This is a genomic window from Plebeiibacterium sediminum, from assembly GCF_026013605.1.
Taxonomy (GTDB): domain Bacteria; phylum Bacteroidota; class Bacteroidia; order Bacteroidales; family Marinilabiliaceae; genus Saccharicrinis; species Saccharicrinis sediminus.
In genome coordinates this window covers 1-20,849 of record NZ_JAPDPJ010000082.1, presented here as the reverse complement: position 1 = coordinate 20,849, position 20,849 = coordinate 1, and the positions used below count along the sequence as shown (strand labels likewise).

The following is a 20,849-nucleotide window of genomic DNA, read 5'->3' as shown; positions in this document are numbered from 1 at the left end:
TCTTTGGGGCTGGAAAGGCTCAAAATCCTTTTACCTCCGTCAAAGATGGGTAGCGATGTAAAGTTCAGCCCTTCACTTATCTGTGAGTCCTCCTGCTTTAGCGTAGTGTTCGTAAAACCGGCTCGTATTCTTAAGCTACTATGGCCTCTGCTGACTGCTCTGCTCTATCAGCACGTGATTACAGAGCTCTCCCCTGGTAAGAGCTTTATCCTTCTTCCAATGCCTGCCACATCTACATTATAAACACTCATCTCCTTGATGTTTGGACGTCACAATGGTGTGCTTGCTCATCCGGTTTATAATGCCTCATATGTGATTTCTGTCCGTCAGTACCGGAATTTGCCGTTTGACTTCCTTCACTGCTGCTGTCACCAGCAACCAGCTTGTCACTTGCTAATGGTTCGAAGCGTTACCTCCGTCCACTTGGGACTTGCACCCTATGGATAAAATTTATACCCACACCCGATGTTTATCACAAAAGATTTGTATTTTTAAACTTTTTCAAGAACTTCAGGTGTGGGTGCACTGCTGCTCATGCAGGGCACACACAATGTATAAAAAGTATATCCGAACGAAAAATAAATAATTTATAACAGGCTATATTACTGTAAGATACAGAGCTTTTTAAGTGGGGTTTAAAAACTGCCTATCATACATTTTACTATACTTTTTGACGCAAAATAACGGAGAAAAAAGAAATTAAATTTTTTTGATTTTTTTTCAATCAAGCCGTTTTTGCCTTCCATTTTATTTCAATTGCATTCAATCCGGTTTTTTCTGCTAATAAATTAGTTTTGCAGCCGATGAAAATTATTTACCACAAAATTTTTGTTTATGGTTAAACTCATTGGTACAACGGAGAACGGCAGGAATAAACTTATTCAAAAAATAAGACTTATAATATGATGAAATAACACAACTTTCGGTTGAGCTTGAGGATAATCATAAGCCATTATTTTATAACACTTTAAAAGAAGCTTATGATGATAAATCAGAAAATTGTTGCGGAGAACTTTGAAAAGGATTGCCTTGCTGTATTTGAGAATTTACTGCAAGGCTACAGGAAGGCGAAAGAATCGACAGTATGGGAATCTAAAATGGATAACCTTGTAGAGAAATTAACACATTTACCTACTGCTCCATTCCCTACTGAGTTAATGAAACTTTTTGATTATGATTTTCTCGTACAATCGGAAGATATAAATAGCATTATTGAAAAAGCCCTTATTATCAGGGAGCGGATGAAGCATACCAAGAGGTATGTTACCATCAATGAACGATACTTCTCATTTTTATTTCTACCTCCAAATACTCACCTTAAAAGACTTGAAGTGTATAATAACGAAGGAGAACTTTGTTATTTACAGGTCGGTAAAATCCGAATAAAGCCAAAAGCAATACTCCAATGGCTAATACCCGGCAACAAACAAGTCAAATTTCAAGATGTAATAAATTTCAGGCAAAAGACCTTTCACATAAAGGCATTAGAGATTTATTATTACTCACCTCTCGTTGACCTTTCGTCAACAAATCCCCAGGACTATTATAATTTTTTCTGCGACTATTTTGGGAAACTTCAGTTTCTCAAGTATTTCAAATCAAACGGAAACATTGAAGCGTTTCCAAACCTCCAACAAATTAAGCCAAGAACCCATGATGCAATCTTAAAACTTTCTAGTGCCCAGCAGGTGCTTTGGGCTTACTTTCTATTTCGGCTTTTGGGCTTAAAACACCGGGTAGATGTTGGAAACTCAACACTTGCCCGATTTTTATGTGTGGTAAATGGTATTGATATGGATAATTACAAAAATTCATACTTCTATCGGCTCATAGATAAAGCTCCATACATTAAAAATGACAAGAATCTTTTGGTTGACCTTGAAGTTATCAAGTTGCATTTTCAGGAACGTAATTTACCAACAGGTGACATCGAAAAAGTAATCATTGAAATTGTAACCCGATAATTTGCAAAAATACCGATTACCATTTATTGCTTTTTATTGCCATTTGAATTAAAAAAGTATCCGACAAAAACAGCAAAAAGTGTCCGACAAGGCTAAATAATGCCTTTGTAAGATATTGAAAACATGAGATATAAAAATTAATTGAAAAATGTCGGATAGTCCGACGTTGGAAATTGCTATGCGCCTATCCTATACTTGCTATCGAAAATTTGAATAAAAAAACAGCAAGAAAATGGATGAGCAAATAGAAGAACAGATAGAAGAGAAAATCGACTTCAAAGCTGAAACTTTAAAGAATCTTGAACAGCTAAACAAAAAGGTTTCAGAACTAATAAAAGTACAACATAAAGCCGGAACAGGCTTTGACTATGTTAATGCTGCGGAACTGGCCCTGCTATTGGGCGAAAGTGTTAAAACCATTTATGGCAGGGTGTATAATAAACAGATTCCCTTCTATAAACCGGGTGGTAAGATATTACTGTTCAAACTGGATGAAGTAATGGATTGGATTAAAGCTGGCCGTCATTCTTCCTTGGAGGAAATAAAGAGCAATGTGTAATTGGTTATATGCAGTTCTAATAATCTAAAACTCCAATGAAGGAAAAGAAGGAAAGAAAGTCTCAAGTTAAAAAACAGGAAATCAGGTTCTCGTTCTTTAAACTTTTGTTGAAGAAAAAATCACACACTCAAGTTCTGCCGGAGAGCCAGTTATGTAATCATTTGAACATAGTAAAGAAGTAGAGAATGCCAACTATTTATATATGCGGTAGTGATATACCCGAAAACAGTTCCAAAGGCTTGGTTGATACCGATAAAATAAAAGCCAAACTAAAGTCATTGAAATGTGCCGTTGTAAATCCAACTGAAATGCCCTTTGCAAAAATGAGTTGGACTGACAAACTGGATAACCGTGTTCAGCTTTTAAAGAAAAGCCAGGCGGTTTATGTTCTGCCCAATTGGAAAGAGAGCATAATGTCACGCATAGAGCTGACTGTTGCAATGGACTTAAAGTTGGAAACCATTTTTCATCCGATGAGCCACAAAGAGATAAAGCAAATAATAACCGCCCTTGGCAATTAGCTCGGTTCCGGCAGGGTTGTTCAAGGGTAGCCCTGCCATTATTTAAGTATCAAATTCAGAACGATTATGAAGACAAAGACAGTAGCAAGAATCAAAGATGTTAGCATCATGCTTATTGATGATGCAGAAAAGTTAGTCCCCATTAAACCAATATGTCAAGCTTTAGAAGTTAATTACTCAAGCCAGTTAGAAAAAATTAAGAGTGATGAAATTTTGGGTTCAACTGTACCGCTCAGGGGTATAGTTGCTGCCGATGGGAAAGAACGAGAAATGGCTTGCATTCCTTTTAAGCTTGTATTTGGTTGGCTATTTACAATTAATCCCAAGAATGTCAAGTCTGAGGCTAAAGAACAAATCATTAAGTATAGGCTGGAATGCTACAATGCCCTTTTCAATTATTTCACCGACCAGGGAGAGTTTTTAGAGCAAAAGCAAAAAGCTTTGGAAAAGCAATTAGAAGAAGTGGAACGAATACGAAATGATTATAGCGACCAAAAGAAGCTGCTCAATGACGCACGAAAGACACTTAACGATATAAAGGAGTTGACTTTTGAAGAATGGCAAATGAATAAACGACAATTATCACTGGACTTTCCAAAATAAAACACATGACAGCATTAGCACCTAATACGGTATCGAAGTTATATTATTTCGATAACCGCATAAAGAGTTTCTATGAAAAAAACGGCTACTCCAACGTTCCGTTTGATGGCAATAAAATTCAAAAAATGATTGAAGATTCACAGTTGGAGCTAAATGCTCTCTTTTACAAGATTTGGGGTTCAGATATGGGCTACCACCTGTTAGATAAGTTTTACGATTTCAGGGGTAACGTTTATGAGTTCTTTATGAGCCTTGACAGCAGTAACCGTGAGTTATTGACAGGAAAAGATTGGTAGCCGATGGATGCAAAAAGGGTCATAGAGCAAATCAATGATGAAGTTTACGAGGTTGTCTCCAATTTTGTCACACTAAAGAAAGCAGGGATTAATTACAAAGCTTGTTGTCCGTTTCACAATGAAAAAACGGCTTCATTCAGCGTTAACCCGGCAAAAGGAATTTTCAAATGCTTTGGTTGTGATAAAGGCGGGAATGCCATTGAGTTTATTAAGGAGCATGAAAGTGTTGAGTTTAAAGAAGCCGTTGAAATTGGAGCAAAGCTTTTGAACCTCAATTTTGAATGGAAGAAAAGCACCAATTGGGATGAAGCCAAATTCAAACATGAAGAAAGCCTGAAAATTGCTTGTAGTATTATTGAGAAGTTCTTTTTGGAACAGATTAATCACAAAGATGCCCAGCAGTATATCAAGGAGCGTAATATGGCTATTCCTGAAAACGGTAGCTTCAATATTGGTTATGCTCCAATTGACAATGCTCTACTGGCCCATGCAAGAGAAAAAGGATTAAAAACAGAGATACTTGAAGAAATTGGCGTACTCAAAAGCAATGACAAAGGCGTTTATGACTTTTTTAGAAACCGATTGATATTCCCTGTTTCCAACTCACGAGGTCAGACGATTGCATTTGCAGGGCGTGACCTGAATGAAAATCCAAAGGTTAAGTATTTGAATACACCTGAAAGCAGCATCTACATCAAAGGCAATGAGCTGTATGCTTTAAATGTGGCTCGTTTTGCCATTAAAAACAATGACAGAGCATATATAGTTGAAGGTTATTCCGATGTGCTTCGGATGCACGAAATAGGTGTGGTAAACACAGTTGCGACTTGCGGAACTGCACTTACCAATGCACAGGCAAATCTCCTGAAAAAATATACCAATAAGGCTACACTTATTTACGATGGCGATAGTGCCGGGCGAAATGCCATGTGCCGAAATGCTGAAATCCTGATTAAGAACCAATTTCACGTTTCGGTATTGGTACTCCCGGAAAAACAAGACCCTGATTCTCTTTTCATCGACAACAAAACGTTTCTTCAGTATGATGAACAACAGGAGGATTACATCATCTACAAAACGGCTGAATATGCTGACCGTTTTGCAAATGACCCGGTAAAGAAATCGGAAGTAATAAAACGTATGGCTTCCTTGATATGCTGCTATGATAAAACGAATCAGGAGGTCTATCTGGACTTCGTTTCTGAACAGATTAAACCCAAGAAAGCATGGCAGGATGCTTTAAAGGATTATAGTCAGCCTACAGAGAAGAAGGTCAAGAAAAAGGAAAATATCAGTGATATAATCAAGCTAAAAAAAGAACAACAGGAGAACCTTCTAACCAATCAGTTTTATGAAGAAGATGGAGCTTATTGGACGGTTGAAGGCAAGAACCCGAAGCAAATATCCAACTTTACTTTTGAAGCCTTATTCTGTGTGTTCCATAAAGACCCACAAGGCAGAACCGACCTGAAATATGTTTTGCGCCTGATGAGCCAATACGGAAGAAAACGCCTGGCTATTATTTCATCCGATGATTTTTGTACCCCTGCATCTTTCAAGAAACAGGTACACCGCCGTCATGGATTCTTTTGGTACGGTAACGATAGCCAGCTCGACAATATTAAAAATGTGAAACTGCTTGGAATACCCGAAGCCAAAGAGTTGGAGCGTGTAGGTTACAACGAGGAAAACCGCTTTTGGGTATTTGCAAACGGCTTGTACTACACTAAAAACTTTCATTCAATTGATGAATACGGTATCACAACCCATGCCACACAAATAAATAACATGGATGAATTTGAAAACATTCCTCCGGAAAGTCAGATACGAATTAACGATACCTTTCATGTACTTAATACCACAGCAGAATTTATCGGGAAGTATGGAAAAGATAAGCTAAAGGAGAATATAAAACAGAGCCAGGTTCATTTGTTGCATTTCTTCTATCTACCCTATGGTAAAGCTCTTAAAATAGGTAGTTCCGATGGTGGTAATCCATTCAAAGAAAATTCAAAATATGTGAAGCCGTTAAAAGGCAGCGATTGGAACTTCGGAAAATGGGCAACATCAATGAGTAGTGTTTATCCCGGTAATGCCGAATTATTGATTGCTTATTACATATCAACCGTTTTTAGTGACCTTATCTACAAAGCCAATTTCGGGTACTTCCCTTTGTTATTCCTGTTTGGGAAACGGCAATCCGGTAAGAGTACCGCAGCTCGGAGCATCATGTATATGTTCGGCAAGCCACCGATGGAAGACGGTATTAACCTCGCATCAGGGAGTACAAGTACAGGTATGCAGCGTAGTATGGATTCCACTACCAACCATCCGTTTTGGGGCAATGAGTACAAAAACAGCATTCACAAGAATACCATCGAGGCGTTAAAAGGTATTGCCGACCGTAACGGAAAATTGACAGGTGTAAAATCGGGAGGCAACGAAACACGTATTGCCAAGCCCAGGGGTTCGGGTATTATAAGCGGTCAGGATTTACCGACACAAGACCCTGCTTTATGTAGCCGTAGTTTATTGGGCGAATTTGATGATACCAACCGGGGGAACTATTCCGATTTAAAATCATTTAAAGCAGCCGAGGAAAGTTTACAGTTTACCAATATTACATGTTCCGTTTTTGATTGTCGGTATTTGGTTGAAGAACATTACTCAAAAGAGGAACCGGGTGTTAGTTCAGAGGTCATGGATGAACTAACCAGAGAGTACGGCAATGTTGACCGAAGAACGGTACTCAATATCTCATCAGTACTGACACCAATGAAAATTCTAATGGAGCATTCCGATTTGGAGTTTCCATTTGATTATCAAACAGCAAAACAAGCTTTAATCCGCTCAGCAAAACTTACCATATCCGTACAGCATCAAAGTGATGAAGTGGAGCAATACTTTCATGTGCTGCAATCTTTGGTTAACCTGTACAAACTTACCGAGGATGTACATTACAAGATTGTGGTTGGTGAAAACAATAGCAAACAGCTTTACCTGAGAGTTGGCTCGATACACGGACTGTACAGAGAACAAGCACGGAAAGAAGGATTGACTACGCTTGACCAGGCGGTTGTTGGTGAGTACCTGAAGAAACACCGCTCATTTATCGAACACCGCAGGAAAAATGTATTGTTTGGCAAAAGCCGGACAAGTGCCTACATACTGAATTATGACATGCTCAAAGACCAGGGCATTGAATTGGAAAGGATAACCTTATAAAATACAAAACTATGCAGTTTTACTTTAGCTATGGTATTAAAGCAAAAACCGTCCTCATTTCCTCAATCTTTATGAGGATAGATATTAATAGATTGATATTTAATACTATATATTTTTTTTACTCTAAAAATAAGTGAGGACGGGTGAGGGATGAATGAGGGATATATGAGGGACGAGTGAGGGAAAAACGACTCTTGTCCCTCACCTGTCCTCATTGTCCTCATTTTATTCTATTGATAATAAGACACATAACTAAAACATGAGGGATGAGGACGGTTATGGAAAAATACCATAGGTCACAGAAAACAAAAATAGTATTGCCCGGTATCAGTTTTGGTATCGGGTTTTTTATTTCCATATATTACTATTTATTGCCTTTTGAATATTACTTTTGTATAAATAATAACAGTAAAACTAATAATTTGAAATAAGAATAAAGGAAGCGAACATATAATCATATAATATTAAGACTTAATCTCTTAACAATCGAAAATCGCCAAATTTTAATTGCAGTAAAGAGAGTAGGTACGGGCGTGGTCTGTACTACTTTACTGCGTGGGTGTTTGGCGATACCTCGATTGTTGGTGGTTTCAGTGCCACGCTCCTTTTTACAACACAAAACAATATGAAAGATTTATATGTGTGGTTACAAAGTGAGGTAAACGAATCGCTTGAATTATTGGATAATGAAATCATAAAAGACGGAGCTGATGAAATTGTCTTTTCGTCAAGTAAGGAGTTCCTGAAAAAAAGCAAAGATGTATTGAATAGGATGGTTGAATTGCTATCTGAATACGACTTGGATATAATGAAGCTGATAAATTTGATTGCCAAATTAAAAACCGAGGGTAATGATGCCGATGAAGATGCCATCATTCAATCTATGATTCTGAAAATGTTGGAAACAAGCTCCTTGGAAACCAAATCTCGCTAAATTTTTCTATCTTTATATAGCTAATTGTCAAGGGTATAATGTTTTTAATTATGCCCAATATATATTCCAATTCATTAAAAATGAGCCTCCTATCGGGGCTTTTCGTGTTTATAGCCGTTTGTGGTTTTACTATTTATTGCGTTATACTTTGTTTTATTCTCTTCAATACGCTGGTAATATGGTGGTATTCTCATAGAAATACCTACTTTTTTCAAAAGCAGTCTCTTTTTTCATCAAAATATCTCGAATCAACCTACAAAACCCCTAATACTTCGGCAAGTTGGCAGCAATTTTTTGGAAGCTTGACAAACCACTTAAAAAGCCCTCTTCATTTTTCTCAATATTCAAAAAAGCGTTTAAAATATTGTCTTAAAGTCCTCAAAAGCAGTTTTTATAAGCTAAAAAGTATTAAAAAGCCTTCAAAAGCTGTTGAAATATACTCTACAAGGCTGCTTTTCTCAATATTTCAGGTGCGTTATCGCTCTTTTTTTAACCCAAATCCAACCCTATGACAGTACGCAGAACCATATTAAAACAGGATTTGGTAAAAAAACTTTACCCTGATAGCGTTTCAGTTGATGCAGCTATGCAACAATTACGAAGAGATATTGAGTTGTGTCCGGAATTAAAAGCACAGATAGCAAATACAGGGCATACAAAACGCCACTATTACAATAAACAACAACTCCTCTTAATCTTAGAACATTTTTGTATAACACATGAAGAATTTGAACAGCTATGAAATATTTCAATGACATAAGCGATTTAGACAAAGCTAAGCTACACTACCGAAATTTAGCAAAGCAACTACACCCCGATATGGGCGGAACTTCTGGTGACTTTCAGGAGATGCAAGCAGAATACAAAGAATTTCTTTTAAATATGCAGCAAAAAAGTAAGGTTGTTACTCCTTCACCGAATAGTACCTCGGAGGAAAAGGAATTGATAAACGAATTAAGAAAGCTTGCTAAAGCCCTGATAAAAAATCAAGTACCACAAAATTACTTACGGCAGAAAATTCAAACATCGGAATCTTCTTTAAAGAGAGGTTTACTAAATGGTATTGTGAGGATTTTGGATGAATTTACATCTTAGAAATTTTATTATAGATTTTCATTTTCGGTATATTTGTAGTAATGAAAAACGAAATAGATAAAAAACTTACAGATAAAAACATAAAACCAACAGCAATGCGTGAGTTGGTTTTACAAGTCCTAAGTGAGCAGAAAACAGCTACAAGTTTACCGGAACTTGAACGTAAATTTGAAAAAGCTGATAAAGCTACTTTATACCGAACCCTAAAAACTTTCGAGGAAAATAAGCTTATTCATAGTATTGATGACGGAACGGGTTCTGTTAAGTATGCCCTATGTCAAGATGCATGTGAATGTCATCCCGAAGACCTCCATGTTCATTTTCTATGTACCAGGTGCAAAAAAACCTATTGTTTGAATGACATTACAGTTCCTACAATAAATTTACCAAAAAATTTCTCCCTTGAAAGCGTGAATATGGTGGTTAAAGGAGCTTGTTCAAACTGTAAATCTTAACTTTGCAACTGGGTTGCACAAACTTTATCGTATATTTGTCGTTATATATGAAGAAACAATAATGATTTATTAATGAAATTTATCTCAGTCATATTATCTATTTACGTGATGGCGTTAACATTTGTACCTTGTGCAGATGGACATACACATGAAGATATTTCAGACTGTGTTTCTTTAGTTCAACAAGACCACGAGCAGAATCAATCACCAAATGAATCTGATTTATGTTCTCCATTTTGTTTTTGTACTTGTTGTCAATCTGTGTCTCATCCAGAATTTACAACCTTAGCAAAAGTTAATTTCGTTGCCCTTGATATTTTTCTTCCATTTATCGAGAATAACATTGCTAATCAGGTAATTCCTTTTTGGCGACCTCCAAAAATATAATTCAGTTTTATACTTTTTTACCTTTTCGAATATAAGTTTCTGACTTATGTTCTGGTTTCTTGTATTTATTAATGAAAACTGAATTATCATGAAATCAATATATATTAAAGCAATTGCTGTGGCACTATGTCTTCTAAGCATAGAGGTCAGTAACGCACAATTTATTGTAAAGACAAAGAAAATACAAAAAGCAAGTCTTAAATCCGAAGTTATTTACATTCAAACCAAGCAATTATCTGAAAAGCAAATCAATTATTTGCAAAGAAGTAACACTTTAGATTCAGTCAAAGCAAGGTATGAATCCGAGAATGATTTCCTAGTTAATCTTATAAGTAAAAATTGGAATCTTAGCAATACTCACACAGAGTTAAGCGAAAAGGAGATTGCACTTAAAATTAAGAATAAGGAAGATGTTTGGTACATTTCTTTGGACAAGCATACTGATAGATTCTTTGATAGGCGAGTTCATAAACAAGTATATTACTATAACTATTCGCATTATGAATTATCTCTGTATAATAACAAGAAAGAGATAGTGTCTATTCCTTTGGTTGATGAACAGTTGTCTGAACTCGATTTAACTTTTGCTCTAAATGAATTGCAAAATATTGTTGAAGATGGTAATTCTTTTAAGAATAACAGATTGTATGCTCGTGAAGCAAATAGCAATGCAAATTCTTTAAAAGGAAAAACGCTATTGATTTCTGACAAATTAACTGGATACTCTCAAGAATACCTACAACAATTTTTTGTTGAACAAATTGCTGTTGTTAGCGATGATGAAATTCTAAAACGTGTTCAGGAGCAAAACAAAGAATATGCCTATTTGCTTATCACGATAAATGACTATCTGGATAAACCATCCTTTAATCATCTTATAATTGATTGCTCTTCTAACCAAGCAATTTTAGCTTATAGGAATTCAAGTGCTGTAACAAAACCTTGCAGACATTCGTGCATCTCACATCATCATACTGATAAGGCAGAATATCTATTCGGGTATCACTTAAAAAAATATCAAAAACTTATCGACTCATAATTGAATCATTTTATCATGAGTAGAAAAAAGCTGTCTAAGCAGCAAATAAGAGAGAAGCAAGCGCTAGAAGACAAGAAATTCAGTAAAAATCTGAGAAAAGCGATGATAGGATTGATGGTTGTTGCTGTTTTAGTAAACATTTTTTATATCCATTGGTGCGATACTAAATTTTTTATCAGAAAGCATTTGTTGTTTGGGAAAAAAATTAATCCATGCTTAGTCTGTGAAAGTGATGATAATTTGAAGTATCACAATAGTAATGCAATAACCCTTAGTAGTGAAACCTACTATGTGTGCAGTGCAAAATGCCAACATTTATTAAGTGAGCATTTTAATGAATATGCAAAAACAATTGATGCTTTAACTGGAGATTCTATCTTGAAGGCAAAAGCTATAATCGGGCTTAAAGTAAAAGGTGAAAGCCCTATCGTTTATTTTAAAAACGAACAAAATTTTAAAAAATATTATGAAACAAAATCAAGTAAATAATTTAAAGTCTCTAACAAATAAAATAAAGATGAAATGATAAACAGTATTATATCTTTTTCGATAAAGAATAAAGCTCTTATCTGGCTGATGACAATCGGTCTGATTTTAGGAGGAATATATTCTATAAATAAAGTGCCACTCGATGCCTTACCTGACATCACAAACAATCAGGTGTTGGTAATTACTTTAGCTCCGAACTTAGGAACTGAAGACATTGAGCAGTTTGTTACCTATCAGGTAGAATTGGCAGTAGCGAACTTACCTGATGTTACGGAGATACGAAGTGTATCAAGGTTCGGACTGTCGGTTGTGACCATTGTATTTAAAGAGAGTGCAGGAACATATTTGCCTAGGCAATTGGTAAGTGAAGCCTTAGCCGAGCTAAAGGAAAAAATTCCCCAGGGCTTTGGAGAACCTTTTATGGCTCCAATAAGTACAGGTTTGGGCGAGATTTACCAATATACCCTTGAAGTAGAACCGGGTTACGACACAATTTATGACGACATGGAGCTACGTACCATGCAAGAGTGGATTGTAAAGCGTCAAATGGCAATGTTACCGGGAGTTGTTGAAGTAAATTCTTTTGGAGGTAGAGGAAAACAATATGAAGTAGCTGTGAATCCTGATAAGCTGCGAAGTATGAACATAACTATCTCTGACATTTTTGATGCCCTTGAAGCCAACAATCAAAATACAGGAGGAGCTTACATCGAAAAAAACTTTCAAGCCAACTTTATTCGGGGCGAAGGATTAATGCGTTCTTTGGATGACATCAAAAATACTTTGGTTACCAATATCGATGGACAACCAGTATTTGTACGTGATGTTGCCGAAGTGAAATATGGCAGTTTTGTACGATACGGTGCATTTACCAAAAACGGAAAAGGAGAAGCCGTTGGTGGTATTGTAATGATGTTAAAAGGGGAAAACTCCAATGATGTAATAAAAAATGTAAAAGAACGCATAGAATTAATTCAAAAGTCATTACCCGAAGGAGTAACCATAAAGCCGTTTCTCGACCGTAGTAAACTTATCAAGAGTACAACATCCACGGTTGCTGAAAATCTATCGCTAGGTGCGCTCATTGTAATTTTTGTGCTTGTAATATTCTTGGGCAATTTAAGAGGCGGTTTAATTGTTGCTTCTACCATCCCTTTAGCTCTACTTTTTGCATTTATTATGATGAATATTTTTGGTGTATGGGCAAACTTAATGAGTTTGGGAGCTATTGATTTTGGAATACTGGTCGATGGTGCAGTAATTATTGTGGAAGCTATGATTTTTTATCTGCACAGTAAAAACTATATTGGTACAAAACTGGATAAAACGAAACGAGACGAGTTAGCCTATAAATCGGCAAGCAAGATGATGAACTCTGCTTTTTTCGGGCAGCTAATTATCCTGATTGTTTTTATCCCTGTTCTGGCTCTTCAAGGTGTCGAAGGCAAAATGTTTATACCTATGGCTATGACATTTGGTTTTGCAGTTTTAGGTGTGTTAGTGCTGTGTTTAACCTATATCCCAATGATGGCTGCTTCATTTCTACAACCACCAAAAAACGAAAAACAAAGTTGGGGAGATAGAGCTATTGGTAAAATGGAGCGTGTTTATGAACCAATCATAACCTGGGCACTTAAACGTAGCCGTTGGGTTATTAGTGGAGCTGTTATATTATTGATTTTTGGCGGATTTTTATTCTCTCGTATGGGAGCTGAATTTATTCCGCAACTCGATGAAGGCGATTTTGCTTTTCAGGCATTTCTTAAACCGGGAACTTCTTTGACTGAAGTAGAAAAAGCATCTACACGGTTAGAACAAATCGTATTGGAAAACTTTCCTGACGAAATTGAAAGTATCCAAAGCCGTATTGGTGTTGCCGATTTACCTACCGACCCAATGCCTATTGACATAGCCGATATTTTTGTAATTCTAAATCCACAAGACCAATGGACAAAAGCGGAAACAAAAGAGGAATTAATTGATAAAGTGCGGGAAAAGGTAAGTGTGTTGCCCGGTATCAATTTTGAGTTTACCCAACCAATAGAAATGCGCTTTAACGAACTTCTAACAGGAATTCGAGAAGATGTTGCGGTAAAACTATATGGCGATGATTTGGATATATTGGCAAATAAAGCGGAAGAAATATCCAAACTTATTGCCGGTATAGACGGAATTGCAGGAATAAAAGCCGAGGCAACCCGTGGTTTACCGCAAATAACCGTGCGTTATAACCGCAATAAAATGGGGCGATATGGTCTGAAAATTAAAGAATTGAATACGCTTATCGAAACTGCTTTTAGCGGAGGTGTTGCAGGCACAATTTACGAAGGTGAAAAAATGTACGATTTAGTGGTGCGTTTAGATGAAGAACATCGCACAAATATTGACGATATACGAAATTTATTTGTGAGTTTACCCGATGGCAACCAAGTGCCTATTAAGGAAGTGGCTGAAATAAATTATCAGCCCGGTCCAATGCAAATAAGCCGTGACAATACCAACAGAAGAACTTATGTGGGAATTAATGTTGAAGGCAGGGATATAAAATCACTGGTTGAAGAAATTCAAACTACATTAGATGAAAAACTGGAATTGCCTTCCGGTTATTATATTCGATACGGTGGTGCATTTGAAAATCTCGAAAGGGCATCTCAACGTTTATCCTTTGTGGTTCCGCTTGCTTTGGCGTTAATTTTTATGCTGGTATTTTTTGCAGTTAAATCGTTCAAGCAAACTCTTATGATATACGTTGCTGTTCCCTTTGCAGCTGTGGGTGGAATTTTATCGTTATATCTACGTGATATGCCTTTTAGTATCTCTGCAGGAGTAGGTTTTATCGTTTTGTTTGGTGTTGCAGTGTTAAATGGATTGGTGCTTATTTCTGGTTTTAATGAACTTAAAGCAGAAGGCAACCTTAATATTAACGACATTATTAAAAAAGGTTCATTAAGACGTATTCGTCCAATTTTCCTAACAGCTTCTACCGATATATTAGGATTTATCCCAATGGCTGTTTCAACTTCGGCAGGTGCAGAAGTACAGCAACCTTTAGCAACAGTAGTAATTGGAGGTATGCTTACTTCATCTTTACTAACCTTAATAGTTTTACCTATCCTGTATCGTTTTGTTGAAACAGGTAAATTTAAAGTTAAAATTCCTGTACCCAGTACGGCTGTGATAGCAATGGTTTTAATCATTGGAGGTGTAGGTTTGTCAGGTAATCTAAAGGCTCAAAGTACAAGTTTAACACTTCAACAGGTTATTGAAAGGGCTAATGAGAACTATCCTTCAATTAAGGCTGCTCAAATGGAGATTGACAAGCAAAAAGCTTTGAAAGCAACAGCTTATGATTTTGGAAGCACATCAATTTATACCGGAAAAGAAGAAGTTGGAAATGGGTTGCCGGGAGTTCAAAACCGACTAGGAATTGGGCAATCAGACATTGATATTTTTAGTATTCCTGCAAAAAGCAAATTAGCCGATGCACGAACGCAACAGGCTGAAATGGGATTGAATTTAACTGAAAAAACGCTTTTGCGAGATGTGAGTATCGCTTGGTATAATGCTGCTTATTTTAAACAACAATGGCTGCTTTTTAAGGAACTTGACACCTTATACGCCAACTTTCAGAAAGCTGCTGAATTGAGGTATAAAACACAGGCAAGCTCAAAAATTGAGTTTCTTTCCGCTTCGGCAAAGTATAAAGAATTGCTGGTAAATTTAAAGAAAGCTGAAAGCAATTATTTGGCAAGTTTGCAACTTCTAAATCAATACTTGTTGTATCCATCGGAGTTTGATGTTGACATTCAAAATCTTGAGCAAAACGTTTTTGATGTAGTTTCTAAGAGCGATTCATTAATAGAAAGTCCCTTATTGAATTACTATTCTACTGCCATTAATGTTGCCGAATCGGAATGGAAAACGGAAAAAGCCAATTTCTTGCCGAAATTAAACCTTGGCTATAAAATGCAATCGGTTGATGGCAATTCGGGGTTCTACGGATGGGAAGCAGGAGTTACTGTACCATTGCTGTTTTTCTCTCAATCGGGAAAAACGAAAGCTGCAAATTTAAACGCACAAATTGCAAGTCAGCAATATCAACAAAAAGAATTGGAAATAAAAGCAGGGTATAATCAACAGATTAGCAGATGCCTTGCATTGCTTGAAGTTATTAATTATTACAAAAATGAAGCCTTGCCATTGGCAGACGAACAAATTCAGGCATCTAATTTAGGATATAAATTGGGGAGCATTGACTATGTTCAGTTTATTCAAAATATGGAATCGGCAATTAATACAAAACAGGAGTTTCTAAATCAACAGGCAGAATACTTTGAATTGTCTGCTCAATTAAAATATATAACAGGTAAATAATTTTTAAAAATGAAAAAAATGAAAAATAAAATATTTATAGCAATTATAGCCATTGCAACATTGATGTCCTGTAACTCTGCAAATAATAAAGGTCATGAAGGTCATGAAGGTGAAGAACATGAAGAGAGTGGTGCAGAGGGAGTAGTTATACTTAATAAAAATCAGCAGGAAGCCCTAAAAATTAAATTAGGAACTATTCAAATGCGGAATTTAACCACCGTGGTAAAAACTAACGGGCAGCTCGAAGTAGCTCCTTCAAGCAGTGCCGATGTAACTGCAATTGTTGGTGGAAATGTGAAAAGTATCAAAGTGTTTCATGGTGACAAAGTAGCTAAAGGGCAGCTTCTCGCCGTTCTTGAACATCCCGATTATATTGTTCTTCAGGAACAGTTTTCGGAAGTAGCAAATAAACTGGAATTCCTGGAAAAAGAATACGAACGTCAGAAAGAACTATTTGAAAACAATGTTGGAGCAGGTAAAGATTATCAGCAGGCAAAATCAGAATACAATACAGCAAAAGCAAAGTACGAAGGATTAAAATCACGTTTGCAATTGCTGAACCTTTCTCCTGATAAAATTGAAGAAGGGAATATTTCAAATACTGTAAATATCATAGCACCAATAAATGGCTTTGTGAATGAAGTGAATATTAAAGTTGGGACTTATGTTGATGCCAAAGACAAACTTTTTGCAATTACCGATAACAGTGAAATACATGCCGACTTTATGATTTATGAGAAAGATGTTCATCTTGTAAAAGAAGGTCAAACGGTTCATTTTACGGTTTCAAACCGCCCAAGTGAAGAGTTAACAGCAACCGTCTTTGCCATCGGAAAAGAATTTGAAGCCAATTCGAGAGCTGTACATATTCATGCCAAATTAAATGAAAAGGTTTCCGGCCTTATTTCGGGGATGTATATTTCAGGGCATTTGCACACCGACAAACAATTTACCCAAACAGTACCCAACGATGCCATAGTTACTGAGGGAACTAAATCGTACATTTTTATTGTTGATAACGAAGCGTTGGAGTCAAAAGAAAATGCCGAACATGATGACCACGACCTTGGTGTGGAAGAAAAAGCAGATGCTCACGCAGATAATGACGAACACGAAGGACACGACCATGATACAGAAGAAAAAGCTGATACTCATGCAGACAATGACTCAGGGCATAACAACAGCGGAGAAATGGCTTTTCGTATGGTCGAAGTTATTACAGGGCTTAAAGATGATGGTTACACTCAAATAACCCTTGTTGACAGCTTACCTGAAAACACACAAGTTGTTTTGAATTCAGCCTACTATTTACTTTCTGAGATAGGAAAAGGAGAAACTTCACATGAACATTAAAAACTAAAATCATGAAAGAAATAAAAGCATTTGTAAAACCATTTAAGGTTAACGACATTGTTCATCAGCTAATGGATGCCGGATATCCAAACATTACCATTTCGATGGCAGAAGGTACTGGCAATTTTCAAAACGACGACCCTTCCATTTCAACGCACTTTTCAATATCGGATAGTCCTGTGGCTAAACTCGAAATTGTAAGTAATAAAGAAGATGTGGAAAAAATAATTTCCATAATATCGGAACAAGGACGCACAGGAAATCCCGGAGACGGTCTAATTTACATATCTGATGTTGAAAAAACATACCGTGTAAAACAAGTTTAGAGAATAATAATTAGTTGTATTTTATACAGGTTGTCGAATTTCGACAGCCTGTATATCATAAACTTTAACGTATGAGCACATATCTATTTTTATACTACTGCATCTTTTTAATAGCACTTTTCATTGCGCCAAGCTATGTAACTTACAAACGAACAGGGATAAATCCCTTCAAGTTTAGCAAGGAAGAAACAGCAATAAACTATGTTGGGAAAGCCTACAAAATCATTTCAGCTTTTGCATTTGCAACCATTCTGTTAAATGCTTTTTTGACTTCAACCATGCAATATTTAGTTCCAATTGAATATTTACAAAGTGACATTTTAGTTTGGGTAGGGCTTGGTTTGATTCATCTCGCTTTCCTAATAATATTTATTGCACAGCGTAATATGGCAAACGAATGGCGTATAGGAATTGATAATGAAAATAAGGTAAACCTTATCACAAAAGGCATGTTTGGCATTTCTCGAAACCCTATTTTTCTTGGAGTAATCATTGTATTCATCGGATTATTTCTGATAATCCCAAACGCTGTCACAGTTGTTATTTTAGTTTCAGGAGTAATTGTAATTCAGGTACAGGTTAGGTTGGAAGAAGAGTTTCTTTTGAATCAACTTGGTAATGAATACAAGGAATATATGTCTAAAGTTAAAAGATGGATATTTTAATCAATTAAGTTATGGCACACAATCACAGTCATGGACATTCGCATTCAGATACAAACAGCTATAACAAAGCGTTTGCGATAGGTATAGGGTTAAATATAGTTTTCGTTGCAGTTGAAGTATTTTATGGCTTAATAGCAAACTCTTCGGCACTGCTGGCTGATGCCGGACACAATGCAAGTGATGTACTTGGTTTGGTGTTTGCCTGGTTTGCCGTATGGATGTCAACCAAAAAGCCAACAAAACGCTTTACCTATGGTTTTAAGAAAACAACTATTTTAATTTCTGTATTAAATGCCTTTCTTTTATTTGGAGCAGTGATTGCGATTGGTTGGGATGCAATTGGAAAATTCAAAAATCCTGAACCTGTTGCAGGAACACAAGTTATGATAGTTGCCGGAATAGGTGTTTTTATAAATACCATTACCGCTCTTATGTTTTTAAAAGGGCAGAAAGATGACTTGAACATTAAAGGGGCATTCTTACACATGGCAGCCGATGCTGGTGTGTCGTTAGGCGTTGTGGTATCTGGTTTGTTGATTGTAAAAACTGGATTACAATGGATTGACCCTGTAATGAGTTTTATAATCATACTTGTAATATTATGGGGAACATGGAAACTTTTTACCGAATCAATCAGGCTTGCATTGGATGCTGTTCCGGATACTATCAAATTTGAGAATGTAAAAGCTGCAATTCTTGAAACAAGTGAAGTAATAGACTTGCATGATTTACACATTTGGGCAATGAGTACAAATGAGAATGCTTTGTCTGTTCATGTGTTAACATCAACACAAAATACCGACAGCCTTTTGAACGAATTGAAAGAAAAATTAGCAAAGCAGTTCAGCATAAAACATATAACTATTCAGCTCGAAAAAGAAAGCTTAAATTGTACGAAATGTTAAAATCAGAATATCACATATCAAAAATGGACTGTCCGTCCGAAGAAAATATGATTCGGATGAAATTGGATGGTTTAAATGTTATTAAAAAACTCGAATTCGATATTGAAAAACGGAACCTTACAGTCTTTCATTCCGAAGCTGATGAAGAAATTCTAAAACGGTTGGAAGCATTAAATTTTGGAGCAAAGTTATCTGGCACCGAAAATATTGATGAAAGTGAGGTTATACTAGAAAGTTCAGAAGTTCAGTCAAAACTCCTTTGGTCGGTATTGATAATAAACTTTACCTTTTTCATTATTGAGATGACAACAGGTCTTATCTCAAAATCAATGGGGTTAGTTGCTGATTCACTTGATATGTTAGCTGATTCTTTTGTGTATGGATTAAGTCTTTGGGCAGTAGGTTCTACAGTTTTAAGGAAGAAGAAAGTAGCCCGATTAAGTGGTTACTTTCAACTATCATTAGCCCTTTTAGGGATTATTGAAGTAACCAGACGGTTTATTAGCTCAGAAGCTATGCCTGATTTCAGAATAATGATTGGCGTTTCAATCCTTGCATTAATAGCAAATGCAGCTTGTTTATATATTCTACAGAAATCAAAAAGCAAAGAAGCTCACATGAAGGCAAGTATGATTTTCACGTCAAACGATATAATAATAAACGGTGGTGTTATTCTTGCGGGAGTATTGGTGTTGCTAACTCAGTCGAAATATCCTGATTTGATAATTGGTTCAATTGTTTTCTTGATTGTAGTACGAGGGGCAATCAGAATTTTACAACTTGGGAAATAATGAAGCCTATTTTACTAAAATCGAAAATAACCTGTCCTGAATGTGGTTTTCAAAAAGAGGAAACCATGCCAGAGGATTCATGTCAGTTTTTCTATTATTGCGAGAAGTGTAAAACTGTACTGAAACCGAAAAAAGCGATTGTTGTTAAACAAAAAAAACTCTCGGTTGAATAATCAATCGGGAGTTTTTTTTATGCTCATTCCCCAAAAAGTTCCATTAAAAACTTACAAGCCCCTTCAAGTACAATTAAACCCCAACACCCCCACCATAAGCCTACTATATGTTTGTTTCCATTATGGAAGCAAGCACAAAGAAAATACTAGGCACATTAGCTGCTGTTGCAGCCGTTGGTGGAGGTTTCTACCTCATTAAGAAAGGCAAAAAGCTTCTGGCAGGGGCAAAAATGAACTTTGCCCTCTTGGGATTTCGCATCCACAAGATGAATTTACAGGAAGTTCAATTTGCTGTTAAACTTCGCTGTTACAACCCCACTAAAGCACCCATCACATTAGCTGTTAACCAGGTTGTTGCAAATTACAAAGGTTCGGCAGTCGCTTATTCTACCCCAGATATTAAAGGACTTACCATTGGTGCAGGCAAAACGCAAGAGCCTGAAATTGTTTTTCAAGTGCCATACCTGAACCTTATGGGTAAAGGTCTAACTCTTTCCGTGCTTTCCAATACCGAGCAGCTTAAAGCTGATATGACTTTCACCATGACCATCAGCGTTAATGGCGAAACTCTTACTACCACGCAATCATTATCAGAGGACGAAAATATGAACGGATTAGCATTGGGCGAATTGGGCATTGTATCCGGCCCACGAAACACCCAAAACGGTAAACGTTTCAACCACCTTATAAAAAAG

At 36.4% G+C, this 20,849-nt stretch carries 22 protein-coding genes; all 22 read left to right on the top strand.

Going from position 1 to position 20,849, the window contains the following annotated elements; genetic code table 11:
- Window positions 1–243 (top strand): hypothetical protein (locus OM075_RS21780; protein ID WP_301192670.1); only part of this gene is annotated, 243 nt, incomplete at its 5' end.
- Between the two features lie 740 nt (window positions 244–983).
- Window positions 984–1,964 carry a hypothetical protein gene (locus tag OM075_RS21775; protein ID WP_301192669.1) on the top strand — a complete coding sequence of 327 codons (981 nt, stop codon included), beginning with the start codon at window positions 984–986 and terminating at the stop codon, window positions 1,962–1,964.
- A 232-nt stretch (window positions 1,965–2,196) separates the two neighbouring features.
- Window positions 2,197–2,523: a helix-turn-helix domain-containing protein gene (locus OM075_RS21770; protein ID WP_301192668.1), complete on the top strand. Its 327-nt coding sequence runs from the start codon at window positions 2,197–2,199 to the stop codon at window positions 2,521–2,523.
- A 185-nt stretch (window positions 2,524–2,708) separates the two neighbouring features.
- Window positions 2,709–3,044, top strand: coding sequence for a DUF4406 domain-containing protein (locus OM075_RS21765; RefSeq protein ID WP_301192667.1), 336 nt, complete (start codon window positions 2,709–2,711; stop codon window positions 3,042–3,044).
- 66 nt (window positions 3,045–3,110) lie between these two features.
- The gene (locus tag OM075_RS21760) at window positions 3,111–3,647 is read left to right on the top strand and encodes a phage antirepressor N-terminal domain-containing protein (RefSeq protein ID WP_262328655.1); all 537 of its coding nucleotides are present in this window, start codon (window positions 3,111–3,113) and stop codon (window positions 3,645–3,647) included.
- 5 nt (window positions 3,648–3,652) lie between these two features.
- Entirely contained in the window at window positions 3,653–3,943 is a 291-nt protein-coding gene (locus OM075_RS21755; protein ID WP_301192666.1) for a hypothetical protein, read from the top strand.
- Between the two features lie 3 nt (window positions 3,944–3,946).
- The gene (gene dnaG / locus OM075_RS21750; RefSeq protein ID WP_301192665.1) at window positions 3,947–7,168 is read left to right on the top strand and encodes a DNA primase; all 3,222 of its coding nucleotides are present in this window, start codon (window positions 3,947–3,949) and stop codon (window positions 7,166–7,168) included.
- Window positions 7,169–7,793: 625 nt separating this feature from the next.
- Window positions 7,794–8,102: a hypothetical protein gene (locus tag OM075_RS21745; protein WP_301192664.1), complete on the top strand. Its 309-nt coding sequence runs from the start codon at window positions 7,794–7,796 to the stop codon at window positions 8,100–8,102.
- A 508-nt stretch (window positions 8,103–8,610) separates the two neighbouring features.
- Window positions 8,611–8,844 (top strand): DUF4248 domain-containing protein, encoded by a 234-nt coding sequence (locus OM075_RS21740; protein WP_301192663.1) that lies wholly within the window; start codon window positions 8,611–8,613, stop codon window positions 8,842–8,844.
- The gene (locus OM075_RS21735) at window positions 8,841–9,197 is read left to right on the top strand and encodes a hypothetical protein (RefSeq protein WP_301192662.1); all 357 of its coding nucleotides are present in this window, start codon (window positions 8,841–8,843) and stop codon (window positions 9,195–9,197) included. The genes OM075_RS21740 and OM075_RS21735 overlap by 4 nt, the downstream gene beginning before the upstream one ends.
- A 41-nt stretch (window positions 9,198–9,238) precedes the next feature.
- The gene (locus OM075_RS21730; protein ID WP_301192661.1) at window positions 9,239–9,652 is read left to right on the top strand and encodes a Fur family transcriptional regulator; all 414 of its coding nucleotides are present in this window, start codon (window positions 9,239–9,241) and stop codon (window positions 9,650–9,652) included.
- A 72-nt stretch (window positions 9,653–9,724) separates the two neighbouring features.
- Window positions 9,725–10,039, top strand: coding sequence for a DUF6660 family protein (locus tag OM075_RS21725; protein ID WP_363321642.1), 315 nt, complete (start codon window positions 9,725–9,727; stop codon window positions 10,037–10,039).
- A gap of 88 nt (window positions 10,040–10,127) precedes the next feature.
- The gene (locus tag OM075_RS21720) at window positions 10,128–11,078 is read left to right on the top strand and encodes a hypothetical protein (protein WP_301192659.1); all 951 of its coding nucleotides are present in this window, start codon (window positions 10,128–10,130) and stop codon (window positions 11,076–11,078) included.
- Between the two features lie 15 nt (window positions 11,079–11,093).
- Window positions 11,094–11,567: a hypothetical protein gene (locus OM075_RS21715; RefSeq protein WP_301192658.1), complete on the top strand. Its 474-nt coding sequence runs from the start codon at window positions 11,094–11,096 to the stop codon at window positions 11,565–11,567.
- 33 nt (window positions 11,568–11,600) lie between these two features.
- A complete protein-coding gene (locus OM075_RS21710) occupies window positions 11,601–15,941 on the top strand; it encodes a CusA/CzcA family heavy metal efflux RND transporter (RefSeq protein ID WP_301192657.1) in 4,341 nt (1,446 codons plus the stop codon).
- An 18-nt stretch (window positions 15,942–15,959) separates the two neighbouring features.
- Window positions 15,960–17,294, top strand: coding sequence for an efflux RND transporter periplasmic adaptor subunit (locus tag OM075_RS21705; protein WP_301192656.1), 1,335 nt, complete (start codon window positions 15,960–15,962; stop codon window positions 17,292–17,294).
- Window positions 17,295–17,305: 11 nt separating this feature from the next.
- Window positions 17,306–17,620: a P-II family nitrogen regulator gene (locus OM075_RS21700; protein WP_301192655.1), complete on the top strand. Its 315-nt coding sequence runs from the start codon at window positions 17,306–17,308 to the stop codon at window positions 17,618–17,620.
- Between the two features lie 71 nt (window positions 17,621–17,691).
- Window positions 17,692–18,285 (top strand): methyltransferase family protein, encoded by a 594-nt coding sequence (locus OM075_RS21695; RefSeq protein ID WP_301192654.1) that lies wholly within the window; start codon window positions 17,692–17,694, stop codon window positions 18,283–18,285.
- An 11-nt stretch (window positions 18,286–18,296) separates the two neighbouring features.
- Window positions 18,297–19,190, top strand: coding sequence for a cation diffusion facilitator family transporter (locus tag OM075_RS21690; RefSeq protein ID WP_301192653.1), 894 nt, complete (start codon window positions 18,297–18,299; stop codon window positions 19,188–19,190).
- Window positions 19,184–19,981: a cation efflux transmembrane domain-containing protein gene (locus OM075_RS21685; RefSeq protein WP_301192652.1), complete on the top strand. Its 798-nt coding sequence runs from the start codon at window positions 19,184–19,186 to the stop codon at window positions 19,979–19,981. Before OM075_RS21690 ends, OM075_RS21685 begins: the two co-directional genes overlap by 7 nt.
- Window positions 19,981–20,154, top strand: a complete 174-nt coding sequence (locus tag OM075_RS21680; RefSeq protein ID WP_301192651.1) for a GDCCVxC domain-containing (seleno)protein — start codon at window positions 19,981–19,983, stop codon at window positions 20,152–20,154. Before OM075_RS21685 ends, OM075_RS21680 begins: the two co-directional genes overlap by 1 nt.
- 107 nt (window positions 20,155–20,261) lie before the next feature.
- Window positions 20,262–20,849 (top strand): hypothetical protein (locus OM075_RS21675; RefSeq protein WP_301192650.1); only part of this gene is annotated, 588 nt, incomplete at its 3' end.

Excerpts from the sequence above, each read along its gene's own strand:
- OM075_RS21740 (WP_301192663.1), top strand. The coding sequence starts at position 8,611 with ATGACAGTACGCAGAACCATATTAAAACAGGATTTGGTAAAAAAACTT.
- OM075_RS21765 (WP_301192667.1), top strand. The coding sequence starts at position 2,709 with ATGCCAACTATTTATATATGCGGTAGTGATATACCCGAAAACAGTTCC.
- OM075_RS21685 (WP_301192652.1), top strand. The coding sequence starts at position 19,184 with ATGTTAAAATCAGAATATCACATATCAAAAATGGACTGTCCGTCCGAA.
- OM075_RS21715 (WP_301192658.1), top strand. The coding sequence starts at position 11,094 with ATGAGTAGAAAAAAGCTGTCTAAGCAGCAAATAAGAGAGAAGCAAGCG.
- OM075_RS21745 (WP_301192664.1), top strand. The coding sequence starts at position 7,794 with ATGAAAGATTTATATGTGTGGTTACAAAGTGAGGTAAACGAATCGCTT.
- OM075_RS21755 (WP_301192666.1), top strand. The coding sequence starts at position 3,653 with ATGACAGCATTAGCACCTAATACGGTATCGAAGTTATATTATTTCGAT.
- OM075_RS21700 (WP_301192655.1), top strand. The coding sequence starts at position 17,306 with ATGAAAGAAATAAAAGCATTTGTAAAACCATTTAAGGTTAACGACATT.
- OM075_RS21725 (WP_363321642.1), top strand. The coding sequence starts at position 9,725 with ATGAAATTTATCTCAGTCATATTATCTATTTACGTGATGGCGTTAACA.
- OM075_RS21705 (WP_301192656.1), top strand. The coding sequence starts at position 15,960 with ATGAAAAATAAAATATTTATAGCAATTATAGCCATTGCAACATTGATG.
- OM075_RS21775 (WP_301192669.1), top strand. The coding sequence starts at position 984 with ATGATAAATCAGAAAATTGTTGCGGAGAACTTTGAAAAGGATTGCCTT.
- OM075_RS21710 (WP_301192657.1), top strand. The coding sequence starts at position 11,601 with ATGATAAACAGTATTATATCTTTTTCGATAAAGAATAAAGCTCTTATC.
- OM075_RS21690 (WP_301192653.1), top strand. The coding sequence starts at position 18,297 with ATGGCACACAATCACAGTCATGGACATTCGCATTCAGATACAAACAGC.
- dnaG (WP_301192665.1), top strand. The coding sequence starts at position 3,947 with ATGGATGCAAAAAGGGTCATAGAGCAAATCAATGATGAAGTTTACGAG.
- OM075_RS21760 (WP_262328655.1), top strand. The coding sequence starts at position 3,111 with ATGAAGACAAAGACAGTAGCAAGAATCAAAGATGTTAGCATCATGCTT.
- OM075_RS21735 (WP_301192662.1), top strand. The coding sequence starts at position 8,841 with ATGAAATATTTCAATGACATAAGCGATTTAGACAAAGCTAAGCTACAC.
- OM075_RS21730 (WP_301192661.1), top strand. The coding sequence starts at position 9,239 with ATGAAAAACGAAATAGATAAAAAACTTACAGATAAAAACATAAAACCA.
- OM075_RS21695 (WP_301192654.1), top strand. The coding sequence starts at position 17,692 with ATGAGCACATATCTATTTTTATACTACTGCATCTTTTTAATAGCACTT.
- OM075_RS21720 (WP_301192659.1), top strand. The coding sequence starts at position 10,128 with ATGAAATCAATATATATTAAAGCAATTGCTGTGGCACTATGTCTTCTA.
- OM075_RS21770 (WP_301192668.1), top strand. The coding sequence starts at position 2,197 with ATGGATGAGCAAATAGAAGAACAGATAGAAGAGAAAATCGACTTCAAA.
- OM075_RS21680 (WP_301192651.1), top strand. The coding sequence starts at position 19,981 with ATGAAGCCTATTTTACTAAAATCGAAAATAACCTGTCCTGAATGTGGT.